Origin of the sequence: Psychrobacillus psychrodurans, from assembly GCF_050209195.1 — a bacterium.
GTDB lineage: Bacteria > Bacillota > Bacilli > Bacillales_A > Planococcaceae > Psychrobacillus > Psychrobacillus psychrodurans.
This window is the reverse complement of record NZ_CP189791.1, coordinates 1,838,548-1,853,801: the sequence shown is the minus strand read 5'-3', so window position 1 is coordinate 1,853,801 and position 15,254 is coordinate 1,838,548. Positions and strand designations below refer to the sequence as shown.

General features: G+C 34.3%; 14 protein-coding genes, 1 pseudogene and 1 riboswitch. Of the genes and pseudogenes, 3 read left to right on the top strand and 12 right to left on the bottom strand.

The window, feature by feature from the left end; genetic code table 11:
• Window positions 1-15: 15 nt before the first annotated feature.
• From ACQCPR_RS08745 to ACQCPR_RS08725, 5 genes are all read right to left on the bottom strand, one after another.
• The gene (locus tag ACQCPR_RS08745; RefSeq protein ID WP_427138781.1) at window positions 16-1,899 is read right to left on the bottom strand and encodes a vWA domain-containing protein; all 1,884 of its coding nucleotides are present in this window, start codon (window positions 1,897-1,899) and stop codon (window positions 16-18) included.
• A 9-nt stretch (window positions 1,900-1,908) separates the two neighbouring features.
• Window positions 1,909-2,772 (bottom strand): AAA family ATPase, encoded by an 864-nt coding sequence (locus ACQCPR_RS08740; RefSeq protein ID WP_427138780.1) that lies wholly within the window; start codon window positions 2,770-2,772, stop codon window positions 1,909-1,911.
• Window positions 2,773-2,824: 52 nt separating this feature from the next.
• On the bottom strand, window positions 2,825-3,022 hold the full coding sequence (locus ACQCPR_RS08735; RefSeq protein WP_269921057.1) for a DUF6501 family protein: 198 nt from the start codon (window positions 3,020-3,022) through the stop codon (window positions 2,825-2,827).
• 90 nt (window positions 3,023-3,112) lie between these two features.
• Window positions 3,113-3,322, bottom strand: a complete 210-nt coding sequence (locus ACQCPR_RS08730) for a transcriptional regulator (protein WP_090561408.1) — start codon at window positions 3,320-3,322, stop codon at window positions 3,113-3,115.
• Window positions 3,323-3,379: 57 nt separating this feature from the next.
• A complete protein-coding gene (locus tag ACQCPR_RS08725) occupies window positions 3,380-5,215 on the bottom strand; it encodes a DNA ligase D (RefSeq protein WP_090561410.1) in 1,836 nt (611 codons plus the stop codon).
• A 114-nt stretch (window positions 5,216-5,329) separates the two neighbouring features.
• On the opposite strand from ACQCPR_RS08725, the gene ACQCPR_RS08720 reads away from it, so the two are divergent.
• Window positions 5,330-6,157, top strand: coding sequence for a Ku protein (locus tag ACQCPR_RS08720; protein WP_090561412.1), 828 nt, complete (start codon window positions 5,330-5,332; stop codon window positions 6,155-6,157).
• A gap of 200 nt (window positions 6,158-6,357) precedes the next feature.
• Here the strand turns inward: ACQCPR_RS08720 and ACQCPR_RS08715 are convergent, their stop codons facing one another.
• From ACQCPR_RS08715 to ACQCPR_RS08700, 4 genes and pseudogenes are all read right to left on the bottom strand, one after another.
• Entirely contained in the window at window positions 6,358-6,789 is a 432-nt protein-coding gene (locus ACQCPR_RS08715) for a hypothetical protein (protein ID WP_427138779.1), read from the bottom strand.
• Between the two features lie 128 nt (window positions 6,790-6,917).
• Window positions 6,918-7,409 (bottom strand): annotated as a pseudogene (locus tag ACQCPR_RS08710) (cysteine hydrolase family protein); the annotation flags it as partial.
• Between the two features lie 181 nt (window positions 7,410-7,590).
• The gene (locus tag ACQCPR_RS08705) at window positions 7,591-8,202 is read right to left on the bottom strand and encodes a TetR/AcrR family transcriptional regulator (RefSeq protein ID WP_427138778.1); all 612 of its coding nucleotides are present in this window, start codon (window positions 8,200-8,202) and stop codon (window positions 7,591-7,593) included.
• A gap of 48 nt (window positions 8,203-8,250) precedes the next feature.
• On the bottom strand, window positions 8,251-8,865 hold the full coding sequence (locus ACQCPR_RS08700) for a GNAT family N-acetyltransferase (protein WP_427138777.1): 615 nt from the start codon (window positions 8,863-8,865) through the stop codon (window positions 8,251-8,253).
• A gap of 377 nt (window positions 8,866-9,242) precedes the next feature.
• A riboswitch (guanidine-I (ykkC/yxkD leader) is annotated at window positions 9,243-9,341 on the top strand.
• Between the two features lie 71 nt (window positions 9,342-9,412).
• On the opposite strand from ACQCPR_RS08700, the gene ACQCPR_RS08695 reads away from it, so the two are divergent.
• Together ACQCPR_RS08695 and ACQCPR_RS08690 are read left to right on the top strand one after the other, a co-directional pair.
• Window positions 9,413-9,754 carry a DMT family transporter gene (locus tag ACQCPR_RS08695; RefSeq protein WP_427138776.1) on the top strand — a complete coding sequence of 114 codons (342 nt, stop codon included), beginning with the start codon at window positions 9,413-9,415 and terminating at the stop codon, window positions 9,752-9,754.
• The gene (locus ACQCPR_RS08690) at window positions 9,754-10,068 is read left to right on the top strand and encodes a DMT family transporter (protein WP_090561426.1); all 315 of its coding nucleotides are present in this window, start codon (window positions 9,754-9,756) and stop codon (window positions 10,066-10,068) included. The genes ACQCPR_RS08695 and ACQCPR_RS08690 overlap by 1 nt, the downstream gene beginning before the upstream one ends.
• Before the next feature lie 181 nt (window positions 10,069-10,249).
• Here the strand turns inward: ACQCPR_RS08690 and ACQCPR_RS08685 are convergent, their stop codons facing one another.
• The 3 genes from ACQCPR_RS08685 to ACQCPR_RS08675 form a co-directional block, all read right to left on the bottom strand.
• Window positions 10,250-10,696 (bottom strand): GyrI-like domain-containing protein, encoded by a 447-nt coding sequence (locus tag ACQCPR_RS08685; protein ID WP_427138775.1) that lies wholly within the window; start codon window positions 10,694-10,696, stop codon window positions 10,250-10,252.
• A 257-nt stretch (window positions 10,697-10,953) separates the two neighbouring features.
• Window positions 10,954-12,183, bottom strand: coding sequence for a 2-oxoglutarate dehydrogenase complex dihydrolipoyllysine-residue succinyltransferase (gene odhB / locus ACQCPR_RS08680; RefSeq protein ID WP_427138774.1), 1,230 nt, complete (start codon window positions 12,181-12,183; stop codon window positions 10,954-10,956).
• A 29-nt stretch (window positions 12,184-12,212) separates the two neighbouring features.
• Entirely contained in the window at window positions 12,213-15,014 is a 2,802-nt protein-coding gene (locus ACQCPR_RS08675; RefSeq protein ID WP_427138773.1) for a 2-oxoglutarate dehydrogenase E1 component, read from the bottom strand.
• Window positions 15,015-15,254 lie beyond the last annotated feature (240 nt).

Below are 15,254 nucleotides of genomic sequence, written 5' to 3'. Positions count from 1 at the left end.
TAATTCTCTATTTTCTTAGGAACCTTGCACAACAAGATGGAGCATTTTGCGTAGTAATCTAAGTGTTTCCTCGGAAAACTTTTCTAAGGAAGAAGCAGTTGCTGATTTCTTGCCAAAAATTAAGCGAAACAAATTCAATTGCTCCTCTGTAGCCTCATGATCATTTAAAAATAGATGTAAAACGTTTATACCAAGCTGCTCTTGCTCTAACACTGCTTCTGCGGTATCCATAATACCATTCTGGGCATAACCAAATGCAGAGGGTTCCCCATCCGAAAATACAAGCAGGAACTTATGATTCTCTGCTCTATTCTCTAATCTTTTCCCCAGCCATCTTATTGCAAAGCCATCTCTGTTATCTTCATGGGCAATCATGGAAAGAATGTCTAAACCGTTATCCTTTTGACCATCCTCTAACTTATGAATCCATTCAAATGCGTTTGGTTGGGAAGTTTCTGTTGCTTCATAGGCATCTTCATAATGAAGTACAATTTCATGCGTAATTTTCAGCTCTCTTAATACATCATGAAAAAGTAAAACTGCCTTTTTAGTTTCATCCATTTTGTCTTGCATAGAAGCAGATCCGTCTACTAACAAACCAAATACGGCATTTAACTGGATACTCGGAGCATCTTTTTTATAAAAAGGTTTAGGTCTTTCATCTGTCCAAAGAGGAGTCAATTTTGTAGATAATCTCCCTTTTGTAAGGTTTGTACGCTTATCTATTCGCTTTTGATCTAAACGTTTTTTCATTTCTTGCACAAAAGCCTTTAGAAATGGTGCATGCTCCTGACGATACTTGTATAGTAGATTCTTATTGTCAGAAGCGTCAGTGATTGCAATACGCTGTTCCTTATAAACGACGTTTATATGTTCTTTACCGAAAGACTTACCAGCTTTTTTCAAATCACTGGATTGATCATTAGAGGATTGATCCACCTGTCCTTCCTTACTATTTCCGCTAGATTGGCCTTTACCAGTCATCGTAATCTCATGACCTTCTTGTCCTTCCTCAGCATCAATTGCTTGTTCTGCTTTTCCATCTCTTCCATGCTCAAGTTCATATTGAAGGTGGACTCCATTCTCCTGCTCATTTTCCCGATGCCAAGATCTAAATATCTCTTCAATCGTATCTTTCTTATCTTCTTCACCGAGTTCAGCGTTTGTTACCCCTCTATGATAATGAAAATCCTTTGGTGGTAAACTGGTGTAAGAAATAATTGCGTAATATTGCAGTAAGCTATCCTCTTTCACATATTCGTTTAAAAGAAAATACAGCTGAAAAACTAAATCAATAGACTGCTGAGTTGTTTTAGATTCATATACTTTTTGAATAATATTATTTGCTAGCTTAAACGAATCTGGTCCTTGTACATACATCGTGCCCTCATATAGGGAAATATATAAATAACTGATAAAAGCATCTGCTAAGAAACCTTTCTGTATATTTACACGTAGCTGCTGTTTATGAAAATCCAAATATGTTTTTATGCGAGTTTTAAATGTTTTTTGCGTACCAACTCTTTTTTCCTGAACCACTTCAACCAGTCGAAATTCTTCTATACAAAATAATAACTGATCCATGAATTTTGATAGTTCAGTTGGTTTTTCTTCTAGAAAATCCTGCCATATTAGCACATCAAAATACTTCCAAAATCCTTCTGACATCAGAAAAATATCGGACAATCTACCTTCATGCATCACTTGTTCATCCCGATGTCTCCAAAACACACTTATAGAAATAGTTTGATCCACAGGTTGAAATTCGATTAGTTTTCGTTCATTTATTGCTAATAACGTATTTTTTGTTAAAGCTTTTGCAACATTTTCATAATGCATTAGCTGTCTTGCATCAATAGTTTCATTATTGAACTGTATAAACCTGTCAACTGAATCCATTTATTTCCCTCACTTTATCCAAGAAGAAGCCAATGCTAACACAAGTTGTTTTTCTTGGTCATCCTCTAGCTTTTCAGCGATAGCATAAGTTATAGCTCTTACTGGATCCATATATAATGCCAATTCTGTTGCATATAGCAAACTTCTAATAGATGCCGCTTCCTCTGAAAGCAAACCTTGTTTTACTTGTTCCATCAAATCATCTGCTAGGTTTAACATAAGTGTATGTAATGTCTTCGGTGCTGTTGGGAACATCTCCTGCCATAGTTTTTCAAGATGCTCACCGGATATATAAGGAACGGAAAAGGTTACGAAACGATTTTTTAGTGCTTCATTCATGGGTGTTGTGCCGATATAACCTTCATTGATCGCAGAAATCACCGAAAAATCAGGATGTGCCTTTATAACTTCTCCAGTAAAAGGGTTTGTTAGCATGCGTCTATAATCGAGCACACTATGCAATATAGGAAGAGTCTCTGATTTAGCCATATTGATCTCATCAATATATAAAATATGCCCTTTTTTCATCGCTTCAACTACAGGACCATCAACAAAATCAATTTCACTCACACCATCATTAGTTACGATTGTTTTAAATCCTAGTAAAGCCTCCGCATCTAAGTCCACCGAACAGTTTATACTTTGGATCGGCTGAGTAAAGAAGGCTGAAACTGTTTCAGCAAGCTTTGTTTTACCTGCACCCGTTGGACCTTTTAGCAAAACTGGCTTTTTTAAAGAAACAGCGATAAGTACGTCCTCTAGTAAATGTTCTTCTGGCGAAAGATATCCACCAGCTCCAATAAGAGCTCTGTCTTGTGCAATATGTACTCTATTTAATCTCTTCTGTTGTTCTTCCTTTACGATGTCTACCATATTCTACTCTTGTCTCCTTATGAAAAAAAACCGATGAGTTCACATCGGTTTTTTATTGAAAATATTCTTTGTAGTAGCCGCCAACTTTTCCTGTGTTGTCAATAACAAATATAAATTCTTCTGTTTCATTTTTAACTTCATATGTTTTTCCAACGGTAAGTACATTACTCACAAGAAATTTTTTAGCATCTGTATGAGAACACGTCACTGTTTTGATAGTCGGCTTTGTAGCCCAATTTGTATGTATCATATAACCACTTCCTTTATAACTAGTATACGGTTCAAGAGAACTTTTTTCAATTAATCATTGAACGAAAAAAGGAGAAAATTATATAGTTCCTTATTCCGGTTTTATTATGGGAACAATTGCTAGCACACGATCAATTCTAAATGTTCGGTTCGCATGCTGTTTGAAACAGTATGCATGGAATAAATCTCCTTGTACTTTTAATAACCTAATTTTGCGCTTACTTATTTCACCAGCTTTTGAGATATACATCATATCGACAATCCAACCTCGATTTAAATATTTAACCAAATCATTACCCACAATTGTTCCCTCCTCTTTTATAGCATATGCGAACGTACGTTTTTCTGTGATTCCTGTTTATTTTTCTACAAGTTCTTTTAATTGGTTTAATACAATCGCAAATCTTTCATTTTCCGCTCCCACTCGGAAGTCTTGAAAAGGATTTCCTTCATATTTTATACGGTCTAACACATGTGGAATCAAAAATTCATCTGGTCTCAAGGACTCTCTAACCTCCTCCCATTTCAATGGAGTTGCAATAAGTCCCAATTCGTTCCCTCTTGGTGAAAATGGAGAAATGATAGTTTTCCCTTCTTTATGTTGAACATAATCCAAATACAATTTATTCCCGCGATTCTTTTTCAACCTTTCAGTAGTGAACCATTTTGGTTCCTGCTCTACTAAAAACTCTGATATAAACTTAGTGAAAATACCAGTTTCTTCATACGAAAAACTATCCTCCTCTAGTGGAATATATAACTGAATTCCTTTTCCACCAGAGGTTTTCACATAGGATTTAAGCTGAAATTGATCAAATATAACTTTCATCTGTTGAGCAGCTTCCACTGCTAATGAGAACTCATGAACCGAGGGTGGATCCAAGTCAAATACAATCTCTGTAGGATTTGTAGTATTTACAGTTTGAAAAGGAACATGAAATTCTAATGCAAGCTGGTTTCCTAACCAAAGCAAGGTGTCTAGATCATTACATAAAATATATTTAATATCTTCTATTTGCTTTGTCATAACAAAATCCGGAACATAATCTGGACTATTTTTCTGATAGAAGCTTTCACCTGCTGCACCATGCGGAAAACGAATAACAGTAAGAAGCCTATCCTTTAAAAAAGGTAAAATATATGGTGATATGCGTTGAAGATATAAAAGGTAATCATCCTTTAGTATTCCCGCATCTGGCCATATAGGCTTATCAGGATGAGTTATTATAGTAGATGATGGTAAAGGATATAACTGCTTTTGCATTTGTTGCCAATTACACTCCTGTATAGGTTTATTCAGATTAAACGAATGGAATCTTGGTTCCCTTAACTTTTTACCATCAAAATCAATACAGGCAATTTCTATGCAAATAGACGGTTCTAACTCCCAAATATTATTCGATAGTTTTGTTCCATTCGTTTGAAATAATTCTGTCAACGTACTTAACTCCATTTCAGATAGTCCGTGACGAAACGTAGTGATTTCAACTAATGAGTCCTTTTGATAAAGTGCACCATGAAAAAATCCATTATTTTTATCGTACTTAGTTAAAATGACACTAATAAATCTCCAGTTTTTAATTTTCAACCATTTTTTAGTGCGTTCCCCGCTATTCCATGTACTGCTTTTTTGTTTAGCGATTAAGCCTTCCCCATTATTTGAGACTATTGTATTCCACAATAATGTATTTTCCTCATAAACATCAATCATCTGTAGCTTATTTATATCTTGATAATTTATAGATATAGGCAACTGAACTTTGTTAAACAGTCTCGCCATCTGTTGCTTTCGCTTTATCAATGAAAGTTTAGTTAAATCCTTACCTTTATATTTGAGTAAATCAAACACAATATAATGACAAGCAAATATTTCTGCATTATTCTTAATGGTCTCGAAATTTTGCATTCTTCCTCTAGTTTGCACCTTTGAAAATTCACTTTGAAAGTTATTTATTAAACATACTATTTCCCCATCCATTGTTAGTGGTAAAAAAGATTTGATTTTGTTATAAATTTCATTACAGAATTTAATAATTTCTGGAAACATATCGTTTAGTAATTTTCCGTTTCTGCTTTTAAGTAAAGGCTCATTATCCCATTCCAAAATGCATCGAAATCCATCATATTTCGCTTCGTACAGCCAATCATCTCCTACAGGAATTTCTGGCGAAGCTGTTAAAAGCATGGGCATCAATTATATTCCTACCTCCACAGTTTTTTCTTAGTTTTCATATTAAATCTACTTTTGATACATAAAAAGACGTAAAAGATTGCATAGTAAGAAGAAAATGAAAAAGTGGTGAACATAATGCATACAGTTTGGAAAGGAAGTATAAGCTTTGGTTTAGTTAATATCCCCATTAAGCTACATGCAGCAACGGAAAATAAAGATATTAAATTACGTCAACTCCACAAAGATTGCCATACCCCAATTAGCTACGAAAAGGTATGTGAAGGCTGCAAACAAGAAGTGAAGAATGAGGATATCGTCAAGGCATATGAATACTCTAAAAACAAATTTGTTATTTTAGATGCGGAGGAATTGGAAAAACTGAAAAAAGAAAATGAGGATAAAGCTGTAGAAATAATTGACTTCGTAAAATTAGAAGAAATAGACCCAATTTACTTTGAACGAAGTTATTTTATGGCTCCTGATAGTGGTGGTGGAAAAGCATATTCACTTTTAAGAGAAGCACTCCATGAATCAGGTAAAATTGGCGTAGCTAAAATTATGATTCGTTCGAAAGAACAACTAGCAATCGTGCGAGTATACAAGGAAACTTTAATTATGGAAACAATTCATTTTCCCGATGAAGTCCGTAATACTGCAGATGTACCTAATATTCCCTCGGAACAAACTGTAGTAAAAAAAGAACTGGATACAGCACTAATGCTTGTAGATCAATTGACCACAGCGTTTGAACCGGAAAAATACACAGATGAATACAGAACTGCCTTGATGGAACTAATAGAAGAGAAAAAGGCTGGAAATAATGTAGTAATGACAAGCGAAAAACAAACTGAATTACCTTCAAATGTGACAGATCTTATGTCTGCACTCCAAGCTTCTCTTGATAATACAAAAAAGAAAAAACCTACAACAAGAAAAAGAGCTCCTAAAGCTAAAACCTCTTGATGAATCCGAGAACATTTTAAATAGAATTAAAAACGCAAAAATGCTTAAATTAGCATTCTTGCGTTTTCAACTTTATGTTGTAAGTTAAGAATCGGCGGCATTTATAAAAAAATAGTTGTACTTTTTGATTGATCACAAATGGCCATTATAGTATGAGTTTCTTCGTGTAAACAAACTCGTGAAATAATATATTAGAATTTTTATATAGTTTTAGTACAATCCGACCTTGTTCTTAAAAATTCAATTACATCTTCTAGATTTGTAGTATAGAGAAGTGTTTTTGTAAAATCATACATCGTATTATGTTCAACTACAAGATATTCATCTAGATGAATGGTACCGAATAATTTTTTCCATTTGAATTTCTTTTCCATCTTTTTTGTCTCTTCATTGACTCTATCCATATCTATTTTTAAAACTGCAAAACTTGGAGCTTTAATTTCAGTATTTGGAAACCTTTTCTCTAAGGAAACAATGGATTCTGATGTAAGTGCCATCTCTGTTATGACCTCTACGTTTCCTATTTTCTCCATTCTATCTACTAATTGTACATATTCATCTTCTTCTAGGTCTTTTTCAGCAAAAATTGCAATACAGTAAAAATCCATTTCTACCTTCTTCTTAAAAAACATAAATCTTCTCCTTCCTTTTGAGATCCATGATTATATATAGGTTTAAGTCCCCAACTAGTTTATGTATCTGACTACTTAAGTCTAAATTTCTACTTCTTTAATGGTATAACTAAGTTAATAGAATAAGATTATTTTACAACATCTATTAGTTGTTCTGTTGTAAGTATAGTAGCGAATTCTTCATTTAAAGTGGCTAGAGAAGTATTATGTATAGTCTCGGCATCATAATAATTATCATTTTGATCCTTCATACCAAACGCTGCTGTCACATCTGAAATAAGATATGTATTAAAACCTAAGTTCCCACTCATTCTAGTAGTCGTAGATACACAATGGGGCGTAGTCAAACCCGTTATTATTAATGTTCTTATATGGTTTAATTTTAAAAACTCTTCTAAATTTGTACCGATAAAACTACTATTCACTTTCTTTGTTATAATTACTTCCTCATCAATGGGTTCGACCAATTCTTTTATAGTAAATCCTTCATTCTTTGGATGGAATACAGAACTAGGGTTATCGGACATATGTTGAATATGTATTACTTGCCACCCTTTCTTCCTCCACAATGTTAGTAACCTACTAATATTTTCTTCCGCACTTAAATTGTTTCGTTCTCCCCTTTGAATTTACCATTTATTACATTTTATATATCTTTTCAATTGTGTACAACTGGTATCGTTATTGAATTAAACTGTCTCGTTAGAATATACTCTCATAATTTTATATAAATCTTAACATAATTATCCAGCATAAAATTATGAAGGGAAACTCATTCCTACATTCATTAACTCAAGAAAGTTACCGTGAGATACAATCTTCAATCAAAAAAGATGTTACGATTTCCAGATTCGGAGTTATGAACCCTTCTTTTAAAGTAATTTTCATCATCGTTAATCCTTGTATAGAAGCAAAATAGAAAAATGCCATCTCCATAGCATTTCCCTTTTTAAATTGACCAAGTTTCTGACCCTTTTCAATTAACCGGGCAGTTTGATGTAACATTGCTTCACTCTGCTTGTTAAGGTGTTTTATTTGAGGAGAAGGGTCTTCTATCGTTGCGGATTGATTCATCAGCATGTGAAAATGGGAATATTCATCATCTTTATCAAGATCATTTAATATTTCCAGTGTAAATTGTTGAATTAACTCTACTGGTGAATCATCACTTTTAAACTTTTTCACAACTCTATCTAATCCCTCTGCGGCATAGGTAACCAACTCATTAAATAAATCTTCTTTCTTTTTGTAATGACGATACATTAGCCCTATGCTGATTCCCGCCCCTTCGGCAATATCTTTAACACTTGTAGCAGCAAACCCTTTCTTTGCAAATAGCTTTATTGCTGCTGTATGAATTTTATTACTTGTTGCAATTCTCATTGCCTCGTATTGTTCTTCTGTTCTAGGCAATATTTCTCTCTCCTTTTCAACTTCTCCGTTAAATGGAAAAAACATTTTTTATTTTTCCACATATTTCAAAGACAAAAGATTATTAATTCCATTTTTCTTAGCTATCTTTACCGGAATAGGCTTCCTTCTGTATTCTTCAAATCCCAATTTTTCATACAATCGCATCGCTGGAATATTCGTATCTGCAACTTCTTCAATGAGATAATCATTGTATGGAGTGTTTTCAATGATATGTCCTATGATTTGAGATGCTATACCCTGACCGCGGAATTTCTGAGCTGTTCCAACAAACTCAATTGAACCAGCATTTGGAGGGAAACTTTCATAAGGTGCTTCAAATTCCTTTCTTAAAAAGATTCCTGCCAAGCTTCCCTTAATAAAACCTAAGTGCTTTCTCAACTCTTTAGTATTTAATCTAACCGAAAAAGTTTTTCCATCTGTACATGCAGTAACTCCTGCAACTTGACCATTTACTATAGCTACATAAAATTGATCTAAAATAAACATATGAGCAAAAGCCTTTGAAATAATTTTTTTATCTTTGGAAAAAAAGCCAAGCCATTGTGTGAAGCCTTCTGCAAAGATTTCAGCCATCTGTTTTCTTACATCTAAATCCGTTTTATTAGCTTTGACAATCGTAACCTTATAGTCACTTGATTGCATGTATGATTCCCCTTTTTTAATGAATGAATATATTTTCATTATAAAATAAGAATGCAACATTGTAAAGACTTATTGATTATATTTGGACTTTACCAGTTATGTTCGGCCATTTAATTCATTATTTCTCAAATTAGTGAAATGGCTACAGAAAAGGATTGGAAATGTGGCAATTTTGAGACATATTATAGTTAGGTAACCCACGAAAATGATTGGCTACATAATATTCCTTCAATTGATATTCTCAACTTTTCTTCTTAAAATAAATAAGGATTATTTTGGGGGACATATGTGCTTTTGTTAAATTTGCGAAAGTTATACTGTATAATCTTAATTGACTTAATTTTAAAATTGTGTATAATACAAGGTAATTGCATAGATAAAATGTTTTCTAGGGTTCCGCTGCAGTCAATGTTGGTCTGGTCCGAGAGAAAACTCACGGCTATGCTGTGTCACGGAAGGATAAAAGCCTGGGAGAAACTGTTTTTTACAGTTATCTCTTAGGCTTTTTTTCTTTTTTGAGAAACTATAAAATTGGGGGTGTATTTTAATGAATACTGAATGGACTAAAGTATATATTGCTGCTTTATTTGAAGTATTATGGGTTATTGGTCTAAAACATGCTGATGACTTTTGGACTTGGACTGGAACAATTATTGCTATATTCATCAGTTTTTATGTAATGATCATGGCAGGACGAAAACTTCCTGTGGGAACTGTATACGCTGTTTTTGTTGGATTAGGAACTGCGGGGACTGTTTTTTCTGAAATTTTATTCCTTGGTGAACCTTTTAAAATGGAAAAGATACTTTTAATTCTACTTTTATTGGCAGGAGTTATTGGTTTGAAATTAGTTACAAAGGACAAAGTTCAGAAAGGGGATGAAACTTAATGGCATGGATTTCTTTAATTTTAGCGGGAATGTTTGAAATGTTTGGTGTAATAATGATAAATAGATTGCATCAGGATCCTAAATGGCAATCAATAATTCTATTAATTTTGGGGTTTGGATCTAGTTTTATTTTTCTTGCTTATTCAATGAAAACACTACCAATGGGAACTGCCTATGCAATTTGGACAGGAATTGGTGCTTCTGGTGGAGCAATTCTAGGTATGGTTTTATATGATGAATCAAAAGACTGGAGAAGACTTGTTTTTATAGGTATGGTTTTAAGTGCAGCAATAGGTCTAAAACTTGTCTCATAGGATATTTTATGATGAAGATAATTTATTTTTATTTAATTACAAATTATCTTCATTATTATTCTATGAATTGTGGAGTTAGTATAAAAAGGTCATAATTAATAACACATAGTTAATAGCAATAGTACAGTAAAAAAGAAAAGCTATAGATGTTTTGGCAGCTTAGAAGAGAATAACTACGGAATTAAGAGAATATTGGTAAGTAAATCTGTACCTCTTCCTCTCCCTCTTCGACCGGATGATATGTCTCTACAATATAACTCTCAAAGTTTCGTGTATGACCTTGCTCTTCTGTCCACCTCAATAACTGAGAATGTAGATTACCGATATTTGATATTTTCCCTCTAGTTGAGACATAATCGTGAGCAATTTCAATAAAATCCATTCCATAAGGAACTTCTATTAAAGAATCTTTCACTTTCAATCCCACATAATATTCGCCTTCATGGTGATCACTACTCTTTTTTGGTTCAAATAGAGCAATTTCAATTCCTAGATGATTTTGTATTTCGTCAGAACGACTTATTAATTGCTTTGCAAGTTTTGGAATTTCTATACTCAAGTTCTCAAATGCCCCTCTGCCTTTAATGCCCACCACTTTAAATTCTACCTTAACTCTTTTAAACTCCATTGTAACCCCTCCAAATAACCTAATATATTTGTGCCATATTAAATGGATATCTCTTATTCTTCTACTCAAATATATAAAAATCCTTCTTTTGCATTTATTATTGACCTAATAATTTATGTACCTTCTATGTAAAGTAATATTAAAGTATTGAAAATATAGGAGCAAAATTTAAACTAGAACTGATTTTTTTATTATTCCAAGAAACAAATACTTCCATAAAAATAAGACTCCCATTTGGGAGTCTTTTTTTATAGATATTAAGATTCTAATAAAAGATCTTCTGGATTTTCAAGTAACTCTTTCACTGTTTTTAAGAATCCAACAGAATCTTTACCATCGATTACACGGTGGTCATAAGATAATGCCACGTACATCATTGGACGGATTTCAATTTCGTTTCCAATAGCAACTGGGCGTTTTTGGATTGTATGCATTCCTAAGATACCCACTTGTGTACCATTGAGAATTGGTGTTGACATTAGTGATCCGAATACCCCACCGTTAGTGATAGTGAAAGAACCACCAGACATATCTGATAGAGCTAATTTGTTATCACGAGCTTTTTTAGCTAGTTCCCCGATATTAGCTTCGATTTCTGAGAAGTTTTTACGATCTGCATCACGAACAATCGGTACTACAAGACCACCTTCTGTAGAAACAGCAATACCAATATCATAGAAATTATTTTTTACAATGTCAGTTCCGTCAATTTGAGAATTAACGTATGGATATTTTTTAAGTGCAGCAACTACCGCTTTAGTAAAGAAAGACATAAATCCTAGACGAACATCGTGATCCTCAAAGAATTTATCTTTTTTACGTGAACGCAATGCCATAACATTTGTCATATCAATTTCATTGAAAGTTGTAAGCATAGCAGTATTTTGTCTTACTTCTAATAAACGTGATGCGATAGTTTGACGACGACGAGACATTTTTTCTCGAGTTGTTCGGCCGTCATCTTCTTTTGTAGCACTTGCTGGTGATGCAGGTGCTGCTTTTGTAGGAGTTGGTGCAGAACCATGGGCTGAAACATCTTGTACACGAACGCGACCCATTGGATCTACTGGTGAAATTTCACTTAAATTAATGCCTTTTTCACGAGCTAATTTACGCGCTGCAGGACTAGCAATAGTGCGGTCTTGCTCATTTGAAGTTTCCTCAACAACTGGTGCTGCTTTAGGTGCTTCAGTAGCTTTTACCTCTTCTTTTGCCTCAGACTGTGCAGCAGGTGCAGATGCAGTTGAACCTGAACCAGCTCCTACTACAGCGATTACTTGCCCTACTTGTACTGTGTCTCCTTCAGCAGCTAGAAGTTCACTTACTACTCCAGCTTCTTCAGAAATAACTTCTACATTAACTTTATCTGTTTCAAGTTCTACGATGAACTCACCTTTTTCAACTGTATCACCCGGTTGTTTTAACCACTGTGCAATGGTACCCTCTGTAATCGATTCTGCTAACTCTGGAACAATAATTTCTGCCACTTCAATTTCCTCCTCTTATCTTTCCTAACTTATAAGCTCTTTAATGTTTCTTCAATTATCCGCGTTTGTTCGACTTTATAAGTATCGCCGTCACCTTCAGCAGGGCTTGCTCTATGCACTCGACCAACATAAGTAATTTCTTGATCTTTAGCTATATCTAATAAATATGGTAGAGCAAAGTTCCAAGAGCCCATGTTTTGTGTTTCTTCTTGAGCCCACACAAGTTGCTTCACATTCGGATAACGAGAAACAATTTCTTGAATTTTTTCTTGTGGGAATGGATACAGTTGTTCAACACGTACAATATGAACATATTCGAAATCTGCTCCATCTTTTACTTTGTCTGCCAAGTCTATTGCAAGTTTACCACTAACAAAAACAATTTTCTCTACTTTTTCTACTTGTTCGCCTAAACCTGGTTGCTCAATAATTGTTTCGAATTGACCTGTAGTCAATTCAGACACATCCGCTCCAACTAAAGGATGACGTAATAATGACTTTGGTGAAACAATTATTAATGGACGAATTGCTTCATCTTTAAGCATTTTTGCTTGTCTGCGTAGAATATGGAAATAGTTAGCCGCACTTGATAGGTTGGCTACAGTCCAGTTATTTTCAGCAGCTAATTGTAAATAACGTTCTAAACGTGCACTAGAGTGTTCGGATCCTTGGCCTTCTGCTCCATGTGGCAATAGCATTACTAAGCCAGATTTAAGCCCCCATTTAGCTCGTGCCGAACTGATAAAGTTATCAAACATTACTTGAGCCATGTTAGCGAAGTCACCGTATTGTGCTTCCCAAATAGTTAGGGAGTTATTGTCTTCTAAATTATATCCAAATTCATACCCTAGAATAGCCGCTTCTGTAAGAGGGCTATTATGCACAACGAATGATGCTTTCCCATCACTTATGGAATGAATTGGTGTTAATTCAGCTCCAGTTTTTTCATCATGGAGTACTAAATGTCTATGTGAGAATGTTCCACGTTGAGCATCCTGACCAGATAAACGAATTGAATTACCATCTTGTATGATTGTTGCAAATGCTAAAGTTTCTGCATGGCCCCAGTCAACTTTGCCCTTACCTTTAAATGGTTCCTCACGACGCTTTAATATTTTTGCTAATTTTTTGAATGCGTTAAAATCAGTTGGCCAAGTAAGTAACTCTTCATTAATTTTAGCAAGCTTACTTTCTTCAACCCCTGTTTGAAGTTCTGGAAAACCATCTAAAACTACTTGTGGTACAACAATTTCATGAGCCGTTGATTGTGGAAGTTCTTTAACACGATCATAAGCTTGTTGCATGCCAGTGAAAACCGATTCATCCAAAGTTTTTACTTCTGAAGAATCCATTAAACTTTCTTCAACTAACTGCTGTCCATATAATTCACGAACAGTTGGATGCTTATGAATAGAATGATACATAGCAGGATTTGTTACTAGCGGCTCATCCATTTCGTTATGACCATATCGACGATAACCTAATAAGTCAATTACAATATCTTTTCCAAATTTTTGGCGATATTCATGAGCAAATTTAGCAACTCCAACTACTGCTTCAGGATCATCAGCATTAACATGAACTACAGGCACTTCATATCCTTTTGCTGGATCAGAAGAATAGTTAGTAGAACGTGAATCATAATGTTCTGTAGTAAAACCAATCATATTGTTCGCAATTATATGGATAGAACCACCTGTTTGATATCCACGAACTCTGCTATAATTCAAAACTTCAGTTACTACCCCTTGCCCTGGGAATGCAGCGTCACCATGCACTAGTATAGCAAAAGCAGCATTTTTATCCTGAACAGGGTAACCAGCAGCATCAGTTGTTTCTTGTGCAGCACGTGTTTGACCTGTAACAATTGGACTAACCACTTCTAGATGTGAAGGATTATATGCAAGTTTTACTGTTAAACCAGATTGCGAGCGGTAACTTGCTCCTTTATGGTATTTAACATCCCCGAACCAGCCCTCAGAAAGTTCCAATGAACCATCTTTTGGTAAAAAAGAGTTTGAAGGTACATGGGCAAATTCAGCAAACATCATTTCATACGGTTTGTTTAGAACATGAGTCAACACATTTAAACGGCCACGATGTGCCATACCAATATTTACTTGTTTAGTTTTTGTTTTATCTGATTGACGAACTAACTCATCCATTAATAATACTAAAGAATCTAAACCTTCAATTGAGAAGCGTTTAGCTCCTACAAATGTTCGATGAATGAATTTCTCGAATCCTTCAACTTGTGTTAAACGTTTTAGTAATTGTTTCTTGTCTTCAGCTGAAAGTTTTTCTTTCACATTGCCTTTTTCAATCTTTTCTTGTAACCAAGCACGTTCATCTGAGTTGACTATATGAGCAATTTCAAATGCAATCTTATCAGAATACATTGAACGTAAATGTTCAATTGCTTGTAATCCATTCGTAATATTTGCTGGTGCATTGCGAATTAGGAACGATACAGGTACTTCTCTTAAATCTTGCTCAGTTAAACCATAAGTACCTAGATTCATCTTAGAATCTTCTTTTGGTCCATCATTTAATGGATAAATATTAGCAGTTAAGTGACCATGAGTGCGAATTGCATCTGCAAGCTGAATTGCGTTAATCACTTTCTCGAAATTATTCGGCTCGATAGCTGGTGTATCAGCGTTACTAGATGAAACAGAAGCGGGAATCTTAGGAGCACCGTATTGCTGAAATAACTGTACTAATTCAGGATCTACATCGTCAGGAGACTGTAAAAACACATCATACTGCTCCATCACATAACCAAGGTTCGGACCAGAAAAAGCTGACCAAGGTGTTTGATTGTTCGACATTTAAAAAAACCTCCAACATTTTGTGCCTTCTAGGCATTTATAAAAAAATACATTTTAATGGATAAAAAAGTTCCAGTATATATAGAACATAATACACGCAAATACACGTATATAGTTTACCTCTTTTTTATATATCTCAAACTATCCTTATATAAGAACAATTTTTCCATCTCAATCTTACTACTATAGGAAAAAAATACAATGGTTTTTTTCAAAAAAAACAAAGTAATTTGTCATATT

What these genes read in the sequence shown, in the direction of transcription:
- ACQCPR_RS08685 (WP_427138775.1), bottom strand. Translation starts at nt 10,696, where the DNA reads ATGGAGTTTAAAAGAGTTAAGGTAGAATTTAAAGTGGTGGGCATTAAA.
- ACQCPR_RS08735 (WP_269921057.1), bottom strand. Translation starts at nt 3,022, where the DNA reads ATGATACATACAAATTGGGCTACAAAGCCGACTATCAAAACAGTGACG.
- ACQCPR_RS08720 (WP_090561412.1), top strand. Translation starts at nt 5,330, where the DNA reads ATGCATACAGTTTGGAAAGGAAGTATAAGCTTTGGTTTAGTTAATATC.
- ACQCPR_RS08690 (WP_090561426.1), top strand. Translation starts at nt 9,754, where the DNA reads ATGGCATGGATTTCTTTAATTTTAGCGGGAATGTTTGAAATGTTTGGT.
- ACQCPR_RS08740 (WP_427138780.1), bottom strand. Translation starts at nt 2,772, where the DNA reads ATGGTAGACATCGTAAAGGAAGAACAACAGAAGAGATTAAATAGAGTA.
- ACQCPR_RS08700 (WP_427138777.1), bottom strand. Translation starts at nt 8,865, where the DNA reads ATGCAATCAAGTGACTATAAGGTTACGATTGTCAAAGCTAATAAAACG.
- ACQCPR_RS08695 (WP_427138776.1), top strand. Translation starts at nt 9,413, where the DNA reads ATGAATACTGAATGGACTAAAGTATATATTGCTGCTTTATTTGAAGTA.
- ACQCPR_RS08745 (WP_427138781.1), bottom strand. Translation starts at nt 1,899, where the DNA reads ATGGATTCAGTTGACAGGTTTATACAGTTCAATAATGAAACTATTGAT.
- ACQCPR_RS08675 (WP_427138773.1), bottom strand. Translation starts at nt 15,014, where the DNA reads ATGTCGAACAATCAAACACCTTGGTCAGCTTTTTCTGGTCCGAACCTT.
- ACQCPR_RS08715 (WP_427138779.1), bottom strand. Translation starts at nt 6,789, where the DNA reads ATGTTTTTTAAGAAGAAGGTAGAAATGGATTTTTACTGTATTGCAATT.